The following is a 22,325-nucleotide window of genomic DNA, read 5'->3' on the forward strand; positions in this document are numbered from 1 at the left end:
TTCAGCAACCGCGCATCCAGCGAACCCGCGTTCACACCGATCCGGATCGGCGTCCCCGCATCACTCGCGGCCCGCGCGATCTCCTTCACCTTGTCATCGAACTGCTTGATGTTCCCCGGATTCACCCGCACCGCCGCACAGCCCGCATCAATCGCCGCGAACACATACTTCGGCTGGAAATGAATATCCGCAATCACCGGAATCTGCGACTTCCTGGCGATCGTCGCCAACGCATCCGCATCATCCTGCGTCGGACACGCCACCCGCACGATCTGACAGCCGGACGCCGTCAACTCCGCGATCTGCTGCAACGTCGCACCGACGTCCGACGTACGGGTCGTGGTCATCGACTGCACCGACACCGGCGCATCCCCACCGACCGCCACAGACCCGACCTGGATGCGCCGCGAGTGGCGGCGCATCGCGAGGGGCCGGGCCGGCAACTCGGGGAGACCCAGTGCGACTGGTTCTCCAGCGGTCATGACGTCACCGGTTCCCGGAGGCGGTTTCCCGCGCGGCGCGCAGGGATTCCTTCAGCGACCCCATCGTGGCGAGGACCGCGGTCGGCTCGTAGCCGCAGTGCGCCATGCAGTTGGCGCAGCGCGGGTCCTTGCCGCGGCCGTACTTGTCCCAGTCGGTCTCCTCGATGAGTTCCCGGTACGTCGGGACGTACCCGTCGCTCATCAGATAGCACGGTCGCTGCCAGCCGAAGAGCGAGTAGTTGGGGATCGCCCAGGCCGTGCACGGGAAGTCCGCCTTGCCCTCCAGGAAGTCCAGGAAGAGCGGGGAGTGGTTCAGCCGCCAGCGGGCCCGGTTGCCGCCCGCGAAGGACTTCTTGAAGAGCTCGCGGGTCTGCTCGACTCCGAGGAAATGCTCCTGGTCGGGCGCCTTCTCGTACGCGTAGGCGGGCGAGATCATCATCTCGTCGACCTTCAGATCGTCATTGAGGTAGTTGAGGACCTCGATGACGGTCTGCGGGGTGTCTGTGTTGAAGAACGTGGAGTTCGTGGTGACCCGGAAGCCGCGCCGCTTGGCCTCCTTGATCGCCGCCACCGCCTCGTCGAACACGCCTTCCTTGGCGACCGATTCATCGTGCCGCTCGCGCAGGCCGTCGATGTGCACGGCGAAGGCGAAATACGGCGAGGGGGTGAATTTCTCGATCTTCTTGCGGAGCAGCATCGCGTTGGTGCAGAGGAAGACGTACTTCCTCCGTGCGACCAGTTGCCTGACGATTTCATCGATCTGAGGGTGCATCAGGGGTTCGCCCCCCGCGATGGAAACCATCGGGGCACCCGATTCCAGCACCGCGCCGACGGCCTGGGCCACCGGCATACGCTGTTTCAGGACTCCGGCCGGATGCTGGATCTTTCCGCAGCCCTCGCACGCCAGATTGCAGGCGAACAAAGGCTCCAGCTCGACAATCAGCGGGAACTTTTCCCGCTTGCGGAGCTTTTGTTCAATGAGGTACGTCGCAACCTTGATGGTCTGACGAAGCGGCATGGCCATCTAGCTCACCTCCTGGGGAGCAGCAAAGATCGGTGCCATTCATAGAAAGCCGGAAGGACGGCACGAAGAACACGGAAGGCTGATATTCCACCGCTTACTGTGCCGATGCGGACGAGCTCATGCTTTGGGGCGTCCACGACCACCCGTACAGCCGCAACCGGGCGCGGCCCGGTGCGCAGGGCGGTGCGAAGAGTGGCGGCGGACTCCATGTCCACCGCGATTGCCCCGGTGGCCCGCAACTCGGCCCGCTCATGTCCGCGTACGACATGGTCGGAACCGGTGAGCGGACCGGTGTGGACGGTGCGGCCCGGCACCGCCCTGGCGAGGGCCTCGGCGAGCAGACCCACGCCGGTACAGGCCGTCGAGTCCCCGGTGTCCCGGGTCTCGTCGGCGACCACCAGGTCCCCGGGGTGCATGTCGGGTGCGAGCCCGGCACAGAACCCGGAGGCGATGACCGCGGAGCCGTGCGCCCAGTCCTGGGCGAGCGCGCGTTTCACGGCCGTCTCGGCGGCTTTCGGGCCCATGCCCGTACGGAGCACGGTCACCGGGCCCGGGGCGTCGCCGGCCTTTCCTCTGCCGCTGCGCAGGGCGAGTTGCTCGATACCGAGCGCGCAGGCGATCAGCAGAGGTGCTGCGAAGCCGGGCGGCGGTCCCGGGGCATCGCCCATCAGGCCCCCTCGCGGGTGGCCGTGCGGGCGGCGAACGGGTCACCGTACACGTACCGCCCGAGCGCGGTGAGAGGGAAGACCTGACGGTAGAGGTGGTAGTTGATGGAGAAGTCCCAGGGGAACCCGGTGCCGGTGAAGTACGGCTCGTCCCAGGAACCGTCGGCCTGCTGATTCTCGGCCAGCCAGGCAATGCCGCGGGCCACCGCCGTGCTGTCCCGCCGGTCGGCGGCGAGAAGGGCGAGGAGGGCCCACGCGGTCTGGGAGGCGGTGGACGAGCCGTGCCCGATCCACTTCTCCTCCCGGTACGAGCGCAGGTCCTCACCCCAGCCGCCGTCGTCATTCTGCACGGACTCCAGCCAGCCGACAGCCCGGCGGATCGCCGGATGGGTGGTGCGCAGCCCGGCGGCGATCAGGGCGGGCACCACCGACCCTGTTCCGTAGACGTAGTTGACGCCCCAGCGGCCGAACCAGGCACCGCTCGCCTCCTGTTCGGCGAGCAGCCACTCGACGCCGCGCCGGGCGGCGGGGTGGTCGGACCGCCCCTCCATGGCGAGCATCTCCACCACGTGTCCGGTGACATCTGCGGACGGCGGGTCGATGACCTCTCCGAAGTCGCAGAACGGCAGCCGGTTGGGGAACGGGCTGGTGTTGTCGGCATCGAAGGCGCCCCAGGCGCCGTTGCGGGACTGCATGCCGACGTTCCAACGCACCCCGCGTTCGATGGCGGCCTCGATACTGGCCGGGTTGGGGTGCCGGACCCGCCGCAGCGCGAGAACCACCTCGGCGGTGTCGTCGATGTCCGGGTAGTTGTCGTTGTGGAACTCGAACGCCCATCCGCCCGGATCCAGTTGAGGTCGACGCACGGACCAGTCGCCGGGCCTGACGATCTCCTCACCGAGCATCCAGTCCGCCGCTTTCACGAGCGCGGGATGGTCGGGGCTGACTCCGGCATCGGCGAGCGCGATGGTGGCGAGGCAGGTGTCCCAGACCGGTGACTGGCAAGCCTCGATCATGCGGGCACCGTCCTCGCGCCAGACGGCGAACCGGTTCAGCGAATCCAGGCCGGCCCGCATCACCGGGTGGTCGAGGTCGTAGCCGAGGAGATGCAGGGCGATGACGGAGTACACGGCGGGCGGCTGGATGCCGCCCCAGCAGCCGTCGTTCTCCTGACGTTCGATGATCCAGCGGGCCGCCACGTTCATGGCGATCCGGCGCAGTCGGCGCGGGGCCACCTTGTGGTAGACGTGCAATGCTTTGTCGAGGCGCTGGAAGACGCCGTCCCAACTGGCCGCCGGGGCGGGGCGCTTGGGCGGGTTCGGGACGAGCGGGTCGGTGTGCAGTTCGTCGAGGGCGAAGGGCGCGGGCCGTACCGGCCGCTTCGCCGAGACCACGGTCAGCGGCACAATGGTCTGCCGGGCCCAGCAGCCGAAGTCGTAGATGTTGAGCGGGAGCCACTTCGGGAAGAACATCAGCTCCGGTGGGAGCTCCGGCAGGTCGTCCCACTTCCACCAGCCGAAGAGGGCCAGCCAGATGCGGGTGAAGACGCGGCTCTCCGCAATGCCGCCTTGCTCCCGGATCCATCCGGAGGCGCGAGCCATGTGCGGCTCGTCCGGCCGGTCTCCGGCCAGCCGCAGCGCGACGTAGGCCTCAATGGTGGCGGAGAGGTCTCCCGGGCCGCCGTAGAAGGTGGCCCAGGTGCCGTCGGCGAGCTGCTCGCCGCGGATGAAAAGTCCGGCCGCCTCGACGGTGGCCGGATCCTGAATGCCGAGGAACTGACGGAGCAGCAGATCCTCGGCGTCCATCGTGACGTTGGTGGCGAGGTCGCCCTTCCACCAGCCCTCGGCGTCCTGCCTGCCAAGGAGATGCTCCGTCGAACGTTCCGCGGCCCGCCGCGCGGCGGTGAGCACGTCGATTGCGGAGGTGGTTGATTCGGTCGGTTCGCTGGCCGAGGGTGCGCGGGGGTTCACAGCCCCGGTGCTTCCGTCGGTCGTCGCTGTCATGGCTTCCCCTTCGTGCAGTTGGTCCTCTGCTGTGCTGGGGTCTCCGTCGGCCGGCGCCCGGTACGGGCACCGGCCGGCGACTGCGAGTCATATGCGGATGGTGATCATCTCTTTCGTACGACGACGAAGTCCGCGAGCGCCGTGAGCTGCGCCCGCACGGTTTCCGGCATGGCGACAGCGTGCAGCGCCTCGATGGCGATCGCATGCTGCCGACGGGCCTCCTGGGCGGTCCACTCCCGGCCGCCCGCCTCCTCGATGAGCGCCGCCCGGGCGGCGAACTCCTCCTCGGAGAAACTGTCGAAGTCGCTGCTCTTGGCGTCCGCGGCGAGCAGTTCGCCGAGGCGCTCCGAGGCCGGTCCGCCCGCAGCGAGCGCGGCAACGACCGGCAGGGACTTCTTGCGCTGACGCAGATCGCTCCAGGTCTGCTTGCCGGTGGACTCCGGGTCGCCCCAGATACCGAGCAGATCGTCGACGGCCTGGAAGGCGAGGCCGAGGTGGTAGCCGTAGGCCTCCAGAGTGTCGGCGGTACGGTCGTCGGCGCCGCCGAGCACCGCGCCGATGGACACGGCGCAGGCAAGCAGGGCACCCGTCTTGTTGCCCTCCATCTCCAGGCACTCCTCGACGGTGACCCGCTCGCGGTGCTCGTAGGAGATGTCCTGGGCCTGCCCATCGATGAGCTTGCGGCTGGCGGTGGTCAACCGGCGGGCCGCGCGGCCCGCCTCGACCGTGCCGAGCTCCAGCAGGATCTCGTTGGCCAGCGCGAAGAGCGCGTCGCCGACCAGGATCGCCTGGGCGGGGCCGTGCACCTTCCACACGGTGTCGCGGTGACGGCGCTGCTCGTCGCCGTCCATCAGGTCGTCGTGCAGCAACGAGAAGTTGTGCACGAGTTCGACGGCGACGGCCCCGGGGATGCCGGCCTCGGCGGCGGCGCCCGCCGCCTCCGCGGACAGCAGGGCGAGCGCGGGACGGACGGCCTTGCCGCCGTCACCGTCGGCGGGGCGGCCCTGAGCGTCGATCCAGCCGAAGTGGTAGGCGGCGACGGTGTCCATGGGCGGTGCGAGCCGGTCAACGGCGGCCCGGAGCACCGGAGCGGACATGGCCCGTCCGCGCTCCAGAAGCGCGTTGACGTCCGCGGTGTCTGCCACGGTGTCGAAAGCCGGATTCGCCGGGGTCACTGACTCTCCTCTTGTTCCGGTGGTACTGCTCATGCCGCCTCCTGCAGCGGATGTTCATGGGTGCGGCCGAGCGAGGAGAGCGCGGCGCCTGCGGCGCTGAACCCACTGCGGACAGCGCCCTCCATCGTCGCGGGCCAGCCCGTGGCCGTCCATGCTCCGGCCAGGTGGAGGCCGGGCATACGAGTGCGGGTTCCGGGGCGCAGCCTGCCGACGCCGGGGGCAGGGGCGAAGGTCGCCGTCCGCTCCCGGGTCACGAAGAAGTCCCTGATGCCGGCTCCGCGGGCGGCGGGGAGCAGCCGCTCCAGTTCGGGCAGGTAGCGGCTGCGCAGTTCGGCGACGGGCAGGTCGATCTCGTCGTCGGCTGCGGACTGGGAGATCGCGAGGTACTGTCCGGGCCCGGTGAGCCCGGAGGCGTCCGTGCGGTCGAAGACCCACTGGACCGGGGAGCCGAGTGCGGCGAAGAACGGGCGGCGCAGCACCTTGCGGTCGTAGACGACGTGCACGTTGAGGATCGGCGAGGTGCCGATGTCGAGCAGCCTGTCCGGCGCTTCGAGTGCGCCCTCGGGCAGCAGGCCGTGGGTCTCGCGCTGCGGGACGGCGAGGACGACGGTGTCCGCCTCGATCCGTTCGGCGCCGGTGTCGACGATCCAGCGTCCGTCGTCGGTACGGGAGAGGCTGTCGGCCTTTGTCCGCAGCTCGGTTCGTACACCTGCGGAGTCGAGCGCCTTGCGGGCCAGGGTGTCGTGGACCTCGCCGAGCGGCACGCTCGCCCAGCCGATGTCGGCGGCGCCGGGCTCGGAGAGAAGTCCGGTCTTGAAGACCTTCGCGGCGAGGGCCAGCGAGGAGTTCGGTGCGGTGGCGTTGAGTGTGGCGACGCCGACCAGGTCCCAGAGGGCCTCGATGGTGCGCGGGGACTGTCCGTGCCGGGCCAGCCAGCTGCCGAAGTCGATGGTGTCGAGCGCCGGGTCGTCCGGGTCGAGGCGGCCGAGTGCCAGCGCGGCGCGCCCGACGGACGCCCGCTCGGCGAGCGAGAGGTGCGGATAGCCGGCGAGACCGGCGGCGAGGTGGAACGGGACGGGAAGCGCATTGCGGCGCAGCCGTCCGAGCCGGGGCCCCGAGGGGCGTCCGACGTCGAGAACGGGCACGTCCAAACGGTTTTGCAGGGGTGCCAGACGGGCACCGTCGACCCGGTCCAGGAACCAGCGGTAGGCGGTGCAGCAGCGCAGATAGACGTGCTGTCCGTTGTCGACCGTCAGTTCGCCGCGACGGAAGGAGAAGGCGAGTCCGCCGAGCCGGGGCCGCCCTTCGAGCAGGGTCACGTCAAGCCCGGTGTCGGCGAGACGGAGGGCCGCGGTGATGCCGGCGAGTCCGCCGCCGATCACGACGGCGTGGGAGGAGCGCAGGGCCTCGTCGGTCATGCGTCCCCCCTCCGCTTCCGCCGGGTCGAACCGGCCGGGCTGGTCATGTCGGTCAGGCACGTCGTTTCAGTCAGGGACGCGTCATCCCGTCGGAGGGTTGCCCGCCGCAGGGACCGATTGTCCGTGTCACACATGTTGCGCGAGTTGTCCGCGATACGCATCAGACACGCCCCCGGGCCGTCCGGCGCGAAATGTACCGCGCGTCCAGACCCGACAGGCCACGCACCGCGACGTACGCCTTCTCGTGGCCCGGCAGCGAGACCCGGCCGCGCAGCACCGCCTCGGGGTCGCGCTCGATCCGGTCGAGCAGCCGCCGGTAGATACCGGCCATGGCGGCGACGCAGGCGCCGCTGCGGCGGTCCAGCATCGGCAGCAGCCGGTACCCCTCGGCGAAGAGGGCGCGGGCGCGCCGGACCTCGAAGTGGACCAGGCCCACGAAGTCGGAGCCCGGCGGCGGTGTGGCCCGGTGGAAACCGGCGGAACAGCCGAACTTGGCGAGGTCGTCGGACGGCAGATATGTGCGCCCGTTGCCCGCGTCCTCGCGGACGTCGCGGAGGATGTTGGTGAGCTGCAGGGCGAGGCCGAGCGTGTCGGCGTACTCCGCGGCCCGGTCCGCGCCGGGCGCACCCGGTTCCGTCCCGAAGACCCCCAGGCTGAGCCGCCCGATGGCTCCGGCGACACACCGGCAGTAGACCTTGAGATCGTCCCACGTCTCGTACGTCGCGCCGCGCACATCCATCAGCACGCCGTCGATCAGCTCGTCGAGCCCACCGAGCGGCAGCGGAAACCGGCGTGCGGCGTCGGCGAGCGCGACAGCCACCGGGTCGGTGTCGTCCTCGTCGACCGCGCCGTCCCGGATCCGGTCCAGGAGTGTGCGGGTGCCCTCCAGCCGGGTCCGCTTGGTCTCCCGGTCCAGCTCTCCGTCGCCGATGTCGTCGACCCGGCGGGAGAAGGCGTACAACGCCGACATGGCCTGCCGCTTCTCGGCAGGCAGCAGCCTGATTCCGTACGCGAAGTTACGTGCCTGCTGTCCGGTGACGGCCTCGCAGTAACTGTATGCGGCCTGTACCGGCGCCGACATGTACGTCGTCTGTCCCTCCACGGTCCGGCTCACCCCTCTCTCCGCGCTCTTCGCAAGACAACTCCCACCTCGCGCAGCAGGCTGGGCTTGGCGGGCTTGGGCGGTCCGGGCAGTACGTCGAACCCGGCGGCCGCGATCGCGGTGAGGGCGGCACGCCCCCCTCCCACAAATCCGGCGAGAAGCAGCTTGAGCCTGCCGTGGACGCTACCCACCAGGAGGGTGCCTTCATTCAGCAGGTTCCGGGCGCGTTCTGCTTCGTATGCAACGAGTGCGCGCACCGATGCGCCCCCGGAGGGGGCTGCCAGGTCGGCCTCGGTGACATGGAACCGGGCCATGTCCTCGGCCGGCAGATAGATCCGGTCGCGGCCGAGGTCCTCGGTGACGTCCTGGAGGTGCTCGACGATCTGCAGGGCGGTGCAGACGGCGTCGGAGCGACGGATCCGCTCGGGGCTCGCGGTCCCGGTGATCTGGAGGACCAGCCGGCCGACGGGATTGGCGGAGAGCTCGCAGTAGGCGAGCAACTCCTCGTAGGTCCCGTACCGCCGGACCTTCTGGTCCTGCCGGTTCGCCTCGATGAGCCCGAGGAACGGCTCGGGGGTGAGCGAGCAGCGCCGCACGGTGGGGCGCAGTGCACGCAGCAGTGGGTGGCGCGGGCCGTCGCCCGCGGAGTCGAAGACGCGGTGCAGATCGGCCTCGAAGGCGTCGAGCATCGCGAGCCGGTCACCGGTCTGCGCCGGGTCGAGTCCGAGGTGGCGGGCGTCGGCGCCGCCGGCGGCGAGGTCGCCGTCGCCGATGTCGTCGACGAGGCGGGCGTATCCGTACACGGCCATCAGATCGTTACGCCACACGCGTGGCAGAAAGAACGGGGCCACAGGGAAGTTCTCGTCCGCGGCCTTGTCGAGCGTGGCGGGTACGGCGGCGTCATGGCGCGCCTGCCGGGCACGAGTCACCACGGACCGCCCGGCGCGGGGACGGCATATACACGTCGGAGCTGGAGATTTTCCGTCATTGCCGTCACATCTCCCGTTCTACACTGCTGACCTAAAACATCCCATTCCGGACACGCCGCCCGCTCTCCCGAGTGCGGTGGACCGTCTAGGGTCGGTACTCCCAGGCGGTATCGCCCCACTTGCCACGAATCAGCACCGGTACAGCTTACGTTGTACAACCTTCAGCCATACGCGCGGGTGCAGTGCACACTGCAACAACGCCGTCCTTCCCGCCAACCTTCCCCGTACGCAAGGAAATTGACGTCATCCGGCGGGAGGAGATCGCCCCTGGCGTGGCGCAGAGCCCGCTGCACGCCCGCCGGGTGCCCACGATCCGGACATCGCAGCGGCCCCTGCCGGAGTGCTCCGGCAGAGGCCGCTGCGATGAGGGAGGATGGCGGAGGTCCTACTTTCCGGTCTCCCGCTCGTACGCCTTGAGGACCTCGTCGGTCGGGCCGTCCATCAACAGCTCGCCCTTTTCCAGCCAGAGCACCCGGTCGCAGGTGTCCCTGATGGACTTGTTGCTGTGGCTGACCAGGAAGACCGTGCCGGCCTCCTTGCGCAGTTCGCGGATGCGCTTCTCGGAGCGGATCTGGAACTTGCGGTCACCGGTGGCCAGCGCCTCGTCGATCATGAGAACGTCGTGGTTCTTGGCGGCGGCGATGGAGAACCTGAGCCGGGCGGCCATACCTGAGGAGTACGTCCGCATCGGGAGGGTGATGAAGTCGCCCTTCTCGTTGATGCCCGAGAAGTCGACGATCTCCTGGTAACGCTCGCGGATCTCCTCGCGCGTCATGCCCATCGCGAGCCCGCCGAGCACCACGTTCCGCTCGCCGGTCAGATCGCTCATCAGCGCCGCGTTCACACCGAGCAGCGACGGCTGGCCGTCCGTGTACACCTTGCCGCTCTCGGTCGGCAGCAGACCGGCGATGGCCCGCAGCAAGGTCGACTTGCCGGAGCCATTGGTGCCGATGAGGCCGATGGCCTCGCCCCGGTAGGCGGTGAAGGAGACACCGCGTACGGCGTGCACCTTCCGGACTCCCCGCACCTCGCCCTTGCCGCGGCGCAGTATCCGGCTCAGCGCCGCGGTGGCACTGCCCTTGCCTCCGCCGGCGCCGTTGACCCGGTACACGATGTGCACATCGTCGGCGATGACGGTGGGGATGCGCCCCGACGTGTTGTCCTCAGCCACGGCCGTACCGTTCCTCTGCCTTCCAGAAGTACACAAAGCCCGCGAGGCCGATGAAGACCGCCCAGGCGAGCCCGACGATCCACACATGCGGCGGCAGGTTCTCGGAGCCGTAGCCGTCGATCAGCGCGAAGCGGATCAGGTCCATGTAGATCGCCGCCGGGTTGTACTGCAGCATGCTCGCGATCCACTCCGGCTTGTCCTTGAGCATGACCGGAATGGAGAACATGACACCGGACGCGTACATCCAGGTGCGCATGATGAACGGCATCAGCTGGGCGAGGTCGGGGGTCTTGCTGCCGAGCCGGGCCATGATCAGGGCCAGGCCGGTGTTGAAGACGAACTGCATGGCCAGCGCGGGAACGATCAGCAGCCAGGCGAGCGACGGGTAGCTGCCGAACCCGATCGCCACGAGCGCCAGCACGATCATCGAGTACAGCAGCTGCTGGAGCTGCTGCAGCGAGAACGAGACGGGCAGCGACGCGCGGGGGAAGTGCAGGGCTCGGACCAGTCCGAGGTTGCCCGAGATCGCCCGAACGCCAGCCATCACCGAGCTCTGCGTGAAGGTGAAGACGAAGACGCCCGTCACCAGGAAGGGGATGAAGACCTCCAGGGTCATGCCCCTCCTGGTGCCCAGGATCAGCCCGAAGATCAAGTAGTAGACCAGGGCGTTGAGCAGAGGCGTGGCCACCTGCCACAGCTGGCCGAGCTTGGCCTGGCTGTACTGGGCGGTCAGCTTGGCCCGGGAGAACGCCATGATGAAGTGGCGGCGGCCCCAGAGCTGCTGGACGTACTCGAACAGCCCGGGCCGGGCGCCGCTCACCGTCAGGCCGTACTTGCCTGCCAGCGCGGCGGCGCTCAGGCCGTCGTCGGCGGATGGCGGGGTGCTCAGCGCGACCGCACCGTCATGGGTTGTGTCACTCACCAGATGAAACTCTCGTATTCAAGATGCGCAGCCAGTCGCGGTCGCGGTTCAGGCGGACAGGTCCCGTAAGAAATAAATACGCCCCATGCTCTCAGAGGAGAGCTTGTCAGATCACGGGAGGTCGGCCGAGTCTGGTCAGCCGCCACACCGTGCGCCACTTCATCGGACGGCGTGGTCCGCAGGGCTTGGTCCAGCCTTCCCGGAAGCCGCCGAACCATGCCTTCAGCGCAGGGCCCGAGGGCTTGCGCAGCAGCGTCAGCAGCAGCCAGACGCCGAGGTAGACGGGGATCAGGGGCGCGGGCAGATTGCGGCGCGCCAGCCAGACCCGGTTCCTGGCCACCATGCGATGGTAGACCGCGTGCCGGGACGGGGCGGTGGTCGGGTGGTTGAGGACCATGTCGGCGCGGTAGTCGATCATCCAGCCGGCGTCCAGTGCCCGCCAGGCGAGATCCGTCTCCTCGTGCGCGTAGAAGAAGTCGCCGGGCAGCCCGCCGACCTCGGCGAGGACCTGGGTACGGACGGCGTTGGCGCCGCCCAGGAAGGTCGTCACCCGGGACGAGCGCATCGGGTCGGCGGCGCGCAGCCGTGGCACGTGGCGGCGCTGGGTCACGCCGGTGTCCGGGTCGGCGATCCGGAAGCTGATGATTCCCAGCTTCGGGTCCTGCTCGAACGCCTGCCGGCACAGCTCGGCGGTGTCGGTCAGCGGCAGCAGTCCATCGTCGTCGAGGAAGAGCAGCGCGTCGACGTCGGCGCCGGACGGGCCGAACGCCTCGATGCCGACGTTGCGGCCGCCGGGGATGCCGAGGTTCTCGGGGAGCTCGACGGTCCGTACCCCTGCGGGGACGTCCGGGACCGGGGCGCCGTTGCCGACGACCACCACCTCGATCCGGTCGCCGTCCTGCTTGGCGACCGAATCGAGGAGGGCGCGCAGCTCGTCAGGACGGTTGCCCATCGTGATGATGACCGCGCCGAGCTTCATGGGGGTGCTCACTTCAGCCTGCTCGATGCCAGGACCGACACCAGGTGCAGCAGCGTCTGTACAAGGGCGATACCGGCCAGTACGGCAACGCCGAGCCGGGAGAAGAACAGGTCGCCCCTGACCGCGTCCAGGATCGCCAGGACCAGGATCAGCAGGGACGCCTCGATCCCGAGCACCAGGCGGTGGAACTTCAGTGCCGCGGCGGCCTTGCGGGCCAGCGCCAGACCGGACGAGCGCGGCTCCGACGCCGCCTCCTTGACGGGCGGCAGTCCGCCCTGGTGACGCGCGACGCCGACGAGGTCGGTCTCGGCCTTGATCAGAACAGCGCCGAGGGCGGCAAGGGTGCCGAGGAAGGCCCACAGCCAGTCGATCCGCCCGGAGCCCCACAGATCAGCCGCGCGCAGGCCGAAGCCGACCAGCACCGCGGCGTCGCAGAGGTAGGCGCCGACACGGTCCAGGTAGACGCCGCCGAGCGAGAACTGCTTCTTCCAACGGGCGATCTCGCCGTCGATGCAGTCGAGCAGCAGATAGAGCTGGACCATGACCACCCCGAGGACGGCACCCGCGATCCCGGGCACCAGCAGGGCCGGGGCGGCGAGGACGCCGCAGACCGTCATCAGGTAGGTCAGCTGGTTCGGCGTGATCTTGGTGTTCACCAGGTACCGGTCTATGCGCAGCGAGATCTCCCGCATGTACATGCGCCCGGCCCAGTGTTCACCGCTGCGCCGGTCCTTCACACCCTCCGGGTGAACGACCGGACGGAGTTCAGCTACTGATGGTCTTGGCATAGTCGGCGTACGCGTCCCTGATCTGGTCGGTGGACAGGTTGAGGTGTTCGAGGATCGTGAAGCGTCCCGGACGTGTCTGCGGGGCGTAGTCGACGGCCTGGACGAACTCGTCGGCGGTGAAGCCGATGTCTTCGGGCAGGACCGGCAGCCCGTGCCGACGCAGGGTGGTCACCATGAGCTGCGACTCCTCGCGCGCACCTCGCAGATACATGGCGAAGCAGGCGCCGAGGCCGACCTGCTCGCCGTGGCTGGCAGCGCGCTTGGGAAAGAGCAGGTCGAAGGCATGACTGATCTCGTGGCAAGCGCCGGACGACGGCCGGGTGTCCCCGCTGATCGAGATCGCGATGCCAGAGAGCACCAGCGACTCGGCCAGGACGGTGAGGAACTCGTCGTCGGCCACGGTTCCGGGGTGGCGCAGGACGGCTTCGCCGGCCGTGCGGGCCATGGCGGCGGCCAGTCCGTCGATCTCCTCGTCATTGATCTGGTGCGAGAGCTCCCAGTCGGCGATCGCCGAGATGTTGGAGATCGCGTCACCGATGCCGGAGCTCACGAAGCGGACCGGGGCCTCGCGAATGACGGAGAGGTCGATGACCATCGCGATCGGCGTCGGCACCCCGTAGGAGCCGCGGCCGTTGTCGTTGTCCAGCGTCGCGACCGGCGAGCACAGACCGTCGTGGGCGAGGTTCGTGGCGACGGAGACCAACGGCAGGCCGACCCGGGCCGCGGCGTACTTCGCCACGTCGATGATCTTGCCGCCGCCGAGGCCGACCACGGCGTCGTACCGCTTGCCCTTGATGTCGTCGGCGAGCTTCACGGCGGAGTCGATGTTGCCGCCGGCCACGCAGTACCAGTCGGCGCCGGGCAGGAACGGCGAGAGCTTCTCGCGCAGCGCCTGTCCCGAGCCGCCGCTTATGGCGATGGCGAGCCTGCCGGAGTTGGAGATCCGCTGGTCGGCGAGGAGGCCGGCCAGGTCGTCCAGGGCGCCGCGGCGGATGTCGACGACGACCGGGGACGGGATGAGCCGGGTCAGTACTGGCACGCGATCTCACGGCCCTTCGCGAGGTCGTCGTGGTTGTCGATCTCGACCCACGTCACTTCGCCTATGGGGGCCACGTCGACGGTGAAGCCGCGGTTGACAAGCTCCTGGTAGCCGTCCTCGTAGTAGAGGTCGGGGTCGCGCTCGAACGTCGCCTTCAGGGCGTCGGCGAGCTCCTCGGCCGCCTCGGGCTCGATGAGGGTCACGCCGATGTACTCGCCGGTCGCCGTGGCCGGGTCCATCAGCTTGGTGATCCGCTGGACGCCCTTGTCGCCGTCGGTGATGACCTTCATCTCCTCATCGGCGAGGTTCTTCACCGTGTCGAGGGCGAGGATGATCTTCTGTCCGTTGCCGCGGGCGGCGAGGAGCGTCTTCTCCACGGAGACCGGGTGCACGGTGTCGCCGTTGGCGAGGATGACGCCCCGCTTCAGGACCTCACGGGCACACCACAGGGAGTAGGCGTTGTTCCACTCCTCGGCCTTGTCGTTGTCGACGAGGGTGAGCGTCAGGCCGTACTTCGCCTCCAGCTCGGCCTTGCGGTCGTACACGGCTTCCTTGCGGTAGCCGACGACGATCGCGGCCTCGGTGAGACCGATCTCCGCGAAGTTCGCGAGCGTCAGGTCGAGCACGGTCTTCTCGCCGTCGACCGGCACGAGGGCCTTCGGAAGCGTGTCGGTGTAGGGGCGCAGACGCCGTCCTGCACCGGCTGCGAGTACGAGGCCGATCATGCGGGTTCTCCTTCGTCGTGAACGGCAGGTGCTCCGGAGGACACCCAGAAGCGGATGGACTCGGCGAGCACCACCACGGCCACGGCCACCGCGAGAGCGGTGAGTGCCACGGTGAAACCTGAATGCTGAGTGAGTACGGCGGCGAGTACGGCCACCACCAGGGTCCGGCCCTCGTGCCCACCGATCGTTCGCACCAGCCACCGGGGCGGCGCGCCGGTGCCCCCGCGAATGCGGTACACCGTGTCGTAGTGATGGTAGGCGACGGCCGAAATCAGGCCGAAAGCCGCAGGAAGGGCTTGGTCGACATCGCTGCGGGCGGCCAGAGCAAGGATCGAGCAGTACTCCGCCGCCCGGAATATCGGGGGCACGAGCCAGTCGAGTGCGCCCTTGAGGGGGCGGGCGACGGCGACGCCGGAGCAGACCGCGTAGAACACCGCGGCAACGATCATCTGCCGGCTGCCGAACGGCTGCAGCAGAGCGGCGCTGATCAGGGCGGTCGCACCGACGAGAGCCACCACCGGGGCGGCCCACCCGCCTCGGATGCGGGGTCCCCTCGCCGCGACGAGGCCGGCCAGCGGCCCGGAGTCCGCGAGGTCGGCAAGCGCCTGGGCGGCCCGGTCGGTGCGCTGTGCCTTGCGGGTCAGCGAGCGCAGCAGGCGGCCGGCGGTGGTGTAGCAGGCGGCGACGGAGCAGCCGATCAGCAGAGCGTAGAAGACGATCCGCGGAGTCGTCACTGCGGTCAGCACGGCGATCATCGCCCAGCGCTCGCCGATCGGCAGCACTATCATCCGGCGCAGCCAGACCGTCCAGCCGACGCTGTCGAGCTTGTCGGAGAGGGCTGCCGTCGGGCTCGAATTGGCGACCGCGTCGTGGTTGGCCTCGTTGAACGAGAAGTCGACGACATGGCGGCAGGTCTGCAGCACCATCGCGCCGAGGGCGAGCGCCCATACGTCGTCGCCGTTGCGAGCCGCGCCGAGGGCGAGGCCCGCGTAGTACGCGTACTCCTTGGCCCGGTCGAACGTGGCGTCCAGCCAGGCGCCCATCGTCGAGTACTGCAGCGAGTAGCGGGCGAGCTGCCCGTCGGTGCAGTCCAGGACGAAGGAGAGGAGCAGCAGCAGTCCGGCAGCGACGTACCCGCCGCGGCTGCCGGTCGCCGCGCAGCCCGCCGCGATCAGCGCGGTGAGCAGGGAGGCGGTGGTGACCTGGTTCGGGGTGAGACCGCGGCGCGCGCACCAGCGGGCGATGTAGCGCGAGTACGGGCTGATGAAGTAGGTGGTGAAGAAGCCGTCGCGGGCCTTCACGGCGCTGCGCAGCCGAACCGCCTCGTCGTCGACCGCGGCCACAGCGGACTGCGCGGTGGCGCGGGCGGCCTGGTCGACGGGGACGGCCGCGACGAGCGAGCCGAGCTCCGGGCGCTGCACGGCGGTGCCCTCGGCCTCCAGTGCGACGGCGAGACGGCCCGGCACGGTGCGGTCGGTGACGGGCATGGTGTCCGCGGCGCCGTCCGGCCCCAGGGCGACGCCCGCAGTGACGGCCGCGGTGGCGGTGCGCAGGGCGCGGGCGAGCGCGGGGCGCGCCTCCGGCTGTGCGGTGAGCGCACCGGGGACGGTGGCGGCGGGAAAGCGGGGGTCGGTCAGTCCGAGCCGGAGGGCGTGAACATGTCCGACGAAGCGGGGATCGACGAACGCGACGCGGGCGTCGGCGGGAGCCGCGGAGAACAGCTCGGCGGCCTCGGTGACATCAGCGGCGGCCTGCACGTCGAAGCCCAGTGACCTCAGATCGTCCGTGAGCGACGATCCGGGTACCGGTGCACCGGTGAGGATGGCGGTCGACAGACGAACTCACTCCTTGGTGCTGACAGGGTCGGCGCGCGACAGTGCGGCCCGGATGCGGGCCGGCGGCACGTCGGCAGAGGCTATCGGATGAACGGAAGCGGGAGTTCACTGCCCGTTTGTGCTCCGTTCGGGGCGGACCGGCATCATGCGGCGCCGCCCGCGATCATCATCGTCGATCCCGGCCCCGGCTCACAAACCGCGGGGGTACCGGGCTCCGCCTCGGCGCACGCGCCGCATGGGCATAGACCTAGGCTGACGGGTATGACATGGCTGATCACAGGCGGAGCGGGCTATATCGGGGCACATGTGGTGCGGGCCATGACGGCCGCCGGGGAGCGGGTGGTCGTGCTCGACGACCTGTCGACCGGCATCCGCGACCGGCTCCCGGCCGATGTACCGCTGATACGCGGCTCGGCCGCCGACCGCGCGCTGCTCGACCGTACACTCGCCGAGCACGCGGTGACGGGTGTGGTGCATCTCGCAGCGAAGAAACAAGTGGGCGAATCCGTCGAGAAGCCGCTGCTCTACTACCGGGAGAACGTGTCGGGGCTGACCGTCCTGCTGGAGGCCGTGGTCGCAGCCGGTGTGCGGAGCTTCGTCTTCTCCTCCTCGGCCGCGGTGTACGGCGTACCGGACGCGGATCTCGTCACCGAGGAGACTCCCTGCGCACCGATCAATCCGTACGGTGAGACCAAGCTCGCCGGGGAGTGGCTGGTCCGGGCGACCGGGAGGGCGCACTCCCTGTCCACCGGCTGTCTGCGCTACTTCAACGTGGCGGGCGCGGCCGAGCCGGAACTCTCGGACACGGGCGTCTTCAACGTCATTCCGATGTTCTTCGACCGGCTGACCCGTGGCGAGGCCCCCCGGATCTTCGGCGACGACTATCCGACGCCGGACGGGACCTGCATCCGCGACTACATCCACGTCGCCGATCTCGCCGACGCGCATCTCACGGTGGCCCGCAGACTCGCCGAGCAGGACGGTCCCGGGGACCTGACCGTGAACATCGGCCGCGGCGAGGGCGTCTCGGTGCGCGAGCTCGCCGATCTGGTGGGCGAGGTCACCGGCCACCGGATCGAGCCGGAGACCGAGCCGCGCCGGCCCGGCGATGCGGCCAGGGCCGTGGCCTCCGTCGCACGGATGTCCGAGGACCTGGGCTGGACGGCCCGGCGCGGGGTGCGGGAGATGGTCGAGTCGGCCTGGGAGGGCTGGTGCCTGCGCCACCCCGGGGCACTCGCGGACTGATCCGCACCTGGCCTCTCCACCGCCCTGACCTGCAATCGTTTCCGCAGGTCAGGGCATATGACAACGGTGTTCAGTACCGTGTTGCCGGATACCCCCTACCCGTAGTTCACTGGCCTTCTCGGGCCGATACCGGTCCGGTTCCGCAAGACGATCCGGAGGCGTCTCCATGGGGGCTGGGCACGATCACGGGCACTCGCACGGCGGGCCACCGCCCACCGGCACCGCGGCCGCCGCGTACAAGGGGCGGCTGCGGATCGCGCTGTGCATCACACTCACCGTGATGATCCTGGAGATCATCGGTGGCCTGCTCTCCAACTCGCTCGCACTGATCGCCGACGCCGCCCACATGGCGACCGATGCCCTGGGCCTCGGCATGGCGCTGCTGGCGATCCACTTCGCCAACAAGCCGGCCGGGCTCAACCGCACCTTCGGCTATGCCCGGGCCGAGATCCTCGCCGCTCTGGCCAACTGCCTGCTGCTGCTCGGCGTGGGCGGCTATCTGCTCTACGAGGCGGTCGAGCGCTTCATCACGCCCACCGAGACGCGGGGCGGACTGACGATCGTCTTCGCCCTTGTCGGCCTGGTCGCGAACATGATCTCCCTGTCGCTGCTGGTGCGCGGGCAGAAGGACAGCCTCAATGTGCGCGGCGCCTATCTGGAGGTGCTTGCCGACGCGCTCGGCTCGGTCACCGTGCTGGTCTCGGCCGGCATCATCCTGGCCACCGGCTGGCAGGGCGCCGACCCGATCGCTTCGCTGCTGATCGGTCTGATGATCGTCCCCCGTACGGTCAAGCTGCTCCGGGAGACGCTCAATGTGCTGCTGGAGGCGGCCCCCAAGGGCGTCGACATGGGCGAGGTACGGGCCCACATCACCGCCCTGCCCGGGGTGCTGGACGTCCATGACCTGCATGCCTGGACCATCACCTCGGGGATGCCGGTGCTCTCCGCCCATGTGGTGGTGCAGCAGGAGCTGCTCGACTCGATGGGGCACGAGAAGCTGCTGCACGAGCTGCAGGGCTGTCTCGGCGACCACTTCGACGTCGAGCACTGCACGTTCCAGCTGGAGCCGAGCGGGCACGCGGAGCACGAGGCCGGACTCTGCCACTGAGCGGCGATTCAGCGCGGTACCCGAACTGCCGTCCGGGCGCGGGTGTAGGGTCCTGCGCAGAGGTATACGTACCTCCCCCTGCCTGAGAGAGGAGCTGAGGTTGATGACCGTCGCGACGGCGCCTGCCCGGCGCGGCATCCGGTCCTTCTTCAGCTCCCGGGTTCCGGGCTAGCACCCCGACTCACGCACGCCGAGTCGCCACGTTGGCCGGAACCCTCTCACTCAAGGGTTTCCCACGTTGACCGACAACGATCACACCGCCCGTCACGAGGCGTTCTTCTCCCTGCACCACCACCTGCCCCGGCAAAGCCCCGGCTCCGACGCCACCACCCGGTGGCTGCTCGCCCGCACCGGCCCGCTGCCGCGGCGTCCGCGCGTCCTCGATCTGGGCTGCGGTCCCGGCCGTGCCGCGCTGCTGCTCGCCGCCGAGGCCGGCGCCGAGGTAACGGCCGTCGACACCCATCAGCCGTTCCTCGACGAACTGCGCGCGTCCGCCGAGGCGCGCGGGCTCGGCGACCGGATCCGTACCGTCCACGCCGACATGGGCAGGCTGTCCGGCCCGGGTACGCCGGACTTCGCGGACGGATCGTTCGATCTGGTCTGGGCCGAGGGGTCCGCGTACATCATCGGCTTCGACACCGCGCTGCGGGACTGGAAGCGGCTGCTCTCCCCGGGCGGCTCGCTGGTCGTCAGCCATTGCGTCTGGACGACGGACGCACCGTCGGACGAGGCGCGCGCCTTCTGGGACCAGGACGGTCCGATGCTCCCGGTGTCCGCACAGACGGCGCAGGCCGTCGCGGCGGGCTATCACGTCCTCGGGGCGCGGGTGCAGCCCGAGAGCGACTGGGACGAGTACTACGTGCCGCTCGCCGAGAAGGTCGCGGTCACCGATCCGTCGGTGCCCGGAATGGCGTGGGCGCTCGCGTCCACCCGGGAGGAACTGGCCATGCGCCGCGACCACGGGACGGAATACGGCTATGCCGCGTACGTCCTGCGCCCGTCCGACCCCCGCTGGACCACCCGGCCGGAGACGACGGCGGACATCGGTGCGGTGCACGCGGTCAATGCGGCAGCCTTCCCTACTCCGGACGAGGCCCGTCTCGTCGACGCGCTGCGCACCGATCCGGGGGCCTGGCTGCCCGGTCTGTCCTATGTGGCGCGGGAATCCGAAGGGACCGGGGACATCGCTGCGTACGCACTGCTGACCCGGTGCCGGGTCGCTGACGCACCGGCGCTCGCGCTGGCCCCCGTGGCGACGGCCCCGGACCGCCAGCGGCAGGGTGCGGGGCAGGCGGTGGTCCGGGCCGTGCTGGATGCGGCCCGGCTGCGGGGTGAGTCGCTCGTGCTGGTGCTCGGGCATCCCGACTACTACCCGCGGTTCGGCTTCGTACCGGCGTCCCGGTACGGGATCCGGGCGGGATTCGAGGTGCCGGACGAGGCGATGATGGCTCTGGTCCTCGACGATTCCGTGCCCGTGCCGACGGGCACGATCCAGTATCCGGCGGCATTCGGGATCTGACGTGCCGTCCGGTCCCGCCGCATCCACCAGGTGCGGCGGGACCGGACATGCCAGGACCCGAAGTACGGACAAGCCGCTTTTGTACGGCAGACTTGAGCAGACTCGAGGGGACCGGCGCACGAGGCCGGGCACCATAGCGAAGGATGGGTATGCCGACCACACCAGCCACCGCGGCGAACAGCTCGTCGAACGGCACAGCAGAAGCGATCATGCTCGAACTGGTCGACGAGAACGGCACCACCATCGGCACGGCGGAGAAGCTCGCCGCCCACCAGGCACCCGGTCAACTGCACCGGGCGTTCTCCGTGTTCCTCTTCGACGAGCAGGGCAGACTGCTGCTGCAGCGCAGGGCGCTCGGCAAGTACCACTCCCCCGGTGTCTGGTCGAACACCTGCTGCGGCCACCCGTACCCGGGCGAGGCACCCTTCACCGCCGCCGCCCGTCGCACGCACGAGGAGCTCGGGATCTCGCCCTCGCTGCTGGCCGAGGCGGGCACCGTCCGCTACAACCACCCCGACCCGGCCTCGGGCCTGGTGGAGCAGGAGTTCAACCACCTCTTCGTCGGGATGGTGCAGGCGAGCCCGGACCCGGACCCGGAGGAGGTCGGTGAGACAGCGTTCGTGGCCGCCGACGAACTGGCGAAGCGGCATGCCGAGGCACCGTTCTCGGCGTGGTTCATGACGGTGCTCGATGCCGCGCGCCCGGCGATCAGGGAGCTGACCGGCCCGTCCGCGGGCTGGTAGCGGCGACCCGAACGGCGGGCGCGGGACGGGCGGAGGCGGTCAGAGGTACGGGTTCAGCGGCAGCGCGGCCCAGATGATCTTTCCGCCGCCTGCGGTGTGCTCGACATCGCAGGTGCCGCCCGCCTCGTTCGCGATCTCCCGGACCAACAGCAGCCCGCGCCCGCCCGTCTGCGCATAGTCCGTCTCCAGCGCCGTGGGCCGGTACGGGTGATTGTCCTCGACGGAGACTCTGACCCATTCGGCGCCGACGGCCACTTCGACGGCGAGCTCCGGGGAGAGCAGCGCGGCGTGCTTGACCGCGTTGGTGACCAGCTCCGAGACGATGAGCAGCAGGCCCTGGGCGATGCCTTCGTCCATCGGCACGCCCTGGCGGTTCAGCAGATCACGTACGGCGTGCCGGGCCTGCGGTACGGAAACGTCGACGGCCGGCGCGGTGAACCGCCAGACTCCCTCGTACGACACGGGCCTGGCGGGGACACTCCCGCGGCTCTCCATAGTTCCCGCACCCGCTCTCGACTCGACAGTCACTGCACGTCGAAGTACAGAGTGCGGGGAGTAGTCGGTCCAGGCTGTGCTACTGAACAGAAGTCGACTTCTATCGACAGAATTTTTTTCGACCGAGTATGACAGCGTCACTTCTTGGACTGGTTCTGATCTTCTCCTGAGGGCTTGTCCGGCAGTGTCCCGGCCGCCAACGTGGTCCGAGCAGCAAGCTCTGCCGGTCACGCACTCCGGCCCGCTCTACGGGCGGACGACGCAAATTTCGAAACACGCCCTAGACCGGCGAGACGGCGCGGCGGCCACCGACCCCGATCCCGATCAGGCTCAGCCCGTCGAAGAGCAATGCCAGCGAGAAGAACAGGCCCAGCACATAGAGGCTGCTGTGCGGCCAGTCGAAGAGCACCAACAATCCCAGAAGCAGCCCGAAGGCGCCCTGCAACAGCGTCCAGCCGAAGTGCGGCCCGCGCACCACGAGGCTTCCCACCAGCCGGAACACCCCACCGGTCAGGAAGAGCAGCGCGGCGAACATGGTGAGTGCCTCGGCCGTGCCGTGCGGATGATGAATCACGACGACACCTGCGGCGATGTACAGCGCGGCGACCACCACACCGAGCCAGAAGTAGTCGGTGCCGCGGGACTGGATCGCGTGGAGCAGACCGATGAGGCCGCCGATGAGCAGCAGCCAGCCGAAGAGGAGCATCGAGGTGAGCGTGGCGGCCTCGGTGTAGACGAGACCGACCAGGCCGGCCACGACGAGCAGAGCGCCGAGCACGACGAGCCCGCTGAAACCGCGGCTCAGTTTCCTGGCCCGGAGTTCGGGACCGGGCATCTGACAGCTCCTCACGGTGCGTGCCTGCTTCCGACCCCCTTGTTGATCATAGGTTCGAAGGGG

Annotated in this window: 21 protein-coding genes; 4 read left to right on the forward strand and 17 right to left on the reverse strand. The window is 69.4% G+C overall.

The window, feature by feature from the left end:
• The 15 genes from ACNPQM_RS06490 to ACNPQM_RS06560 form a co-directional block, all read right to left on the reverse strand.
• On the reverse strand, positions 1-482 hold a 482-nt coding region (locus tag ACNPQM_RS06490; protein ID WP_418083227.1), incomplete at its 3' end, for a flavodoxin-dependent (E)-4-hydroxy-3-methylbut-2-enyl-diphosphate synthase.
• A gap of 4 nt (positions 483-486) precedes the next feature.
• Entirely contained in the window at positions 487-1,506 is a 1,020-nt protein-coding gene (gene hpnH, locus ACNPQM_RS06495; protein WP_358859776.1) for an adenosyl-hopene transferase HpnH, read from the reverse strand.
• Positions 1,507-1,511: 5 nt separating this feature from the next.
• Positions 1,512-2,174 carry a 1-hydroxy-2-methyl-2-butenyl 4-diphosphate reductase gene (locus ACNPQM_RS06500; protein WP_418083228.1) on the reverse strand — a complete coding sequence of 221 codons (663 nt, stop codon included), beginning with the start codon at positions 2,172-2,174 and terminating at the stop codon, positions 1,512-1,514.
• Positions 2,174-4,174, reverse strand: a complete 2,001-nt coding sequence (gene shc / locus ACNPQM_RS06505) for a squalene--hopene cyclase (RefSeq protein WP_418083229.1) — start codon at positions 4,172-4,174, stop codon at positions 2,174-2,176. Before shc ends, ACNPQM_RS06500 begins: the two co-directional genes overlap by 1 nt.
• A 104-nt stretch (positions 4,175-4,278) precedes the next feature.
• Positions 4,279-5,382, reverse strand: coding sequence for a polyprenyl synthetase family protein (locus ACNPQM_RS06510; protein ID WP_418083230.1), 1,104 nt, complete (start codon positions 5,380-5,382; stop codon positions 4,279-4,281).
• Complete coding sequence (gene hpnE / locus ACNPQM_RS06515) at positions 5,379-6,767, reverse strand: hydroxysqualene dehydroxylase HpnE (RefSeq protein ID WP_418083231.1); 1,389 nt, start codon at positions 6,765-6,767, stop codon at positions 5,379-5,381. The genes ACNPQM_RS06510 and hpnE overlap by 4 nt, the downstream gene beginning before the upstream one ends.
• A gap of 160 nt (positions 6,768-6,927) precedes the next feature.
• On the reverse strand, positions 6,928-7,881 hold the full coding sequence (hpnD, locus tag ACNPQM_RS06520; RefSeq protein ID WP_418083232.1) for a presqualene diphosphate synthase HpnD: 954 nt from the start codon (positions 7,879-7,881) through the stop codon (positions 6,928-6,930).
• A complete protein-coding gene (gene hpnC / locus ACNPQM_RS06525; protein ID WP_418083367.1) occupies positions 7,878-8,798 on the reverse strand; it encodes a squalene synthase HpnC in 921 nt (306 codons plus the stop codon). The genes hpnD and hpnC overlap by 4 nt, the downstream gene beginning before the upstream one ends.
• A 445-nt stretch (positions 8,799-9,243) precedes the next feature.
• Positions 9,244-10,029: an ABC transporter ATP-binding protein gene (locus tag ACNPQM_RS06530; protein ID WP_418083233.1), complete on the reverse strand. Its 786-nt coding sequence runs from the start codon at positions 10,027-10,029 to the stop codon at positions 9,244-9,246.
• Positions 10,022-10,951, reverse strand: a complete 930-nt coding sequence (locus ACNPQM_RS06535; protein ID WP_418083234.1) for an ABC transporter permease — start codon at positions 10,949-10,951, stop codon at positions 10,022-10,024. Before ACNPQM_RS06535 ends, ACNPQM_RS06530 begins: the two co-directional genes overlap by 8 nt.
• A 106-nt stretch (positions 10,952-11,057) precedes the next feature.
• Positions 11,058-11,942 carry a glycosyltransferase family 2 protein gene (locus tag ACNPQM_RS06540; protein WP_418083235.1) on the reverse strand — a complete coding sequence of 295 codons (885 nt, stop codon included), beginning with the start codon at positions 11,940-11,942 and terminating at the stop codon, positions 11,058-11,060.
• Positions 11,939-12,718 carry a CDP-alcohol phosphatidyltransferase family protein gene (locus ACNPQM_RS06545; protein ID WP_358859785.1) on the reverse strand — a complete coding sequence of 260 codons (780 nt, stop codon included), beginning with the start codon at positions 12,716-12,718 and terminating at the stop codon, positions 11,939-11,941. The genes ACNPQM_RS06540 and ACNPQM_RS06545 overlap by 4 nt, the downstream gene beginning before the upstream one ends.
• Entirely contained in the window at positions 12,696-13,757 is a 1,062-nt protein-coding gene (locus ACNPQM_RS06550) for an iron-containing alcohol dehydrogenase family protein (RefSeq protein WP_358859786.1), read from the reverse strand. Before ACNPQM_RS06550 ends, ACNPQM_RS06545 begins: the two co-directional genes overlap by 23 nt.
• Entirely contained in the window at positions 13,745-14,482 is a 738-nt protein-coding gene (locus ACNPQM_RS06555; protein ID WP_345516359.1) for a phosphocholine cytidylyltransferase family protein, read from the reverse strand. The genes ACNPQM_RS06550 and ACNPQM_RS06555 overlap by 13 nt, the downstream gene beginning before the upstream one ends.
• Complete coding sequence (locus ACNPQM_RS06560; protein WP_418083236.1) at positions 14,479-16,239, reverse strand: DUF5941 domain-containing protein; 1,761 nt, start codon at positions 16,237-16,239, stop codon at positions 14,479-14,481. Before ACNPQM_RS06560 ends, ACNPQM_RS06555 begins: the two co-directional genes overlap by 4 nt.
• Positions 16,240-16,578: 339 nt before the next feature.
• Between ACNPQM_RS06560 and galE the strand changes: the two genes are divergently transcribed.
• The 4 genes from galE to idi all read left to right on the forward strand — a co-directional run bounded on the left by galE (position 16,579) and on the right by idi (position 20,932).
• Positions 16,579-17,562, forward strand: coding sequence for a UDP-glucose 4-epimerase GalE (gene galE / locus ACNPQM_RS06565; protein WP_418083237.1), 984 nt, complete (start codon positions 16,579-16,581; stop codon positions 17,560-17,562).
• Positions 17,563-17,728: 166 nt separating this feature from the next.
• A complete protein-coding gene (locus ACNPQM_RS06570; RefSeq protein ID WP_358859789.1) occupies positions 17,729-18,670 on the forward strand; it encodes a cation diffusion facilitator family transporter in 942 nt (313 codons plus the stop codon).
• A 238-nt stretch (positions 18,671-18,908) separates the two neighbouring features.
• Complete coding sequence (locus ACNPQM_RS06575) at positions 18,909-20,189, forward strand: bifunctional class I SAM-dependent methyltransferase/N-acetyltransferase (RefSeq protein ID WP_418083238.1); 1,281 nt, start codon at positions 18,909-18,911, stop codon at positions 20,187-20,189.
• Positions 20,190-20,338: 149 nt separating this feature from the next.
• Positions 20,339-20,932, forward strand: coding sequence for an isopentenyl-diphosphate Delta-isomerase (gene idi, locus ACNPQM_RS06580; RefSeq protein WP_418083239.1), 594 nt, complete (start codon positions 20,339-20,341; stop codon positions 20,930-20,932).
• Positions 20,933-20,971: 39 nt separating this feature from the next.
• Here idi and ACNPQM_RS06585 read toward each other — a convergent pair whose 3' ends face one another.
• Both ACNPQM_RS06585 and ACNPQM_RS06590 read right to left on the reverse strand, forming a co-directional pair.
• The gene (locus ACNPQM_RS06585) at positions 20,972-21,427 is read right to left on the reverse strand and encodes an ATP-binding protein (RefSeq protein ID WP_358859792.1); all 456 of its coding nucleotides are present in this window, start codon (positions 21,425-21,427) and stop codon (positions 20,972-20,974) included.
• A gap of 280 nt (positions 21,428-21,707) precedes the next feature.
• A complete protein-coding gene (locus ACNPQM_RS06590) occupies positions 21,708-22,262 on the reverse strand; it encodes an HdeD family acid-resistance protein (protein WP_418083240.1) in 555 nt (184 codons plus the stop codon).
• Between the last annotated feature and the right edge of the window lie 63 nt (positions 22,263-22,325).

The sequence above is a fragment of the Streptomyces sp. NPDC056231 genome (assembly GCF_048270745.1).
In the GTDB taxonomy this organism is placed as follows: domain Bacteria; phylum Actinomycetota; class Actinomycetes; order Streptomycetales; family Streptomycetaceae; genus Streptomyces.

Coding starts and splice junctions, on each gene's coding strand:
- ACNPQM_RS06500 (WP_418083228.1), bottom strand. CDS start 2,174: ATGGGCGATGCCCCGGGACCGCCGCCCGGCTTCGCAGCACCTCTGCTG.
- ACNPQM_RS06570 (WP_358859789.1), top strand. CDS start 17,729: ATGGGGGCTGGGCACGATCACGGGCACTCGCACGGCGGGCCACCGCCC.
- galE (WP_418083237.1), top strand. CDS start 16,579: ATGACATGGCTGATCACAGGCGGAGCGGGCTATATCGGGGCACATGTG.
- hpnH (WP_358859776.1), bottom strand. CDS start 1,506: ATGGCCATGCCGCTTCGTCAGACCATCAAGGTTGCGACGTACCTCATT.
- ACNPQM_RS06545 (WP_358859785.1), bottom strand. CDS start 12,718: ATGCCAAGACCATCAGTAGCTGAACTCCGTCCGGTCGTTCACCCGGAG.
- hpnE (WP_418083231.1), bottom strand. CDS start 6,767: ATGACCGACGAGGCCCTGCGCTCCTCCCACGCCGTCGTGATCGGCGGC.
- idi (WP_418083239.1), top strand. CDS start 20,339: ATGCCGACCACACCAGCCACCGCGGCGAACAGCTCGTCGAACGGCACA.
- ACNPQM_RS06555 (WP_345516359.1), bottom strand. CDS start 14,482: ATGATCGGCCTCGTACTCGCAGCCGGTGCAGGACGGCGTCTGCGCCCC.
- ACNPQM_RS06510 (WP_418083230.1), bottom strand. CDS start 5,382: ATGAGCAGTACCACCGGAACAAGAGGAGAGTCAGTGACCCCGGCGAAT.
- shc (WP_418083229.1), bottom strand. CDS start 4,174: ATGACAGCGACGACCGACGGAAGCACCGGGGCTGTGAACCCCCGCGCA.
- ACNPQM_RS06590 (WP_418083240.1), bottom strand. CDS start 22,262: ATGCCCGGTCCCGAACTCCGGGCCAGGAAACTGAGCCGCGGTTTCAGC.
- ACNPQM_RS06585 (WP_358859792.1), bottom strand. CDS start 21,427: ATGGAGAGCCGCGGGAGTGTCCCCGCCAGGCCCGTGTCGTACGAGGGA.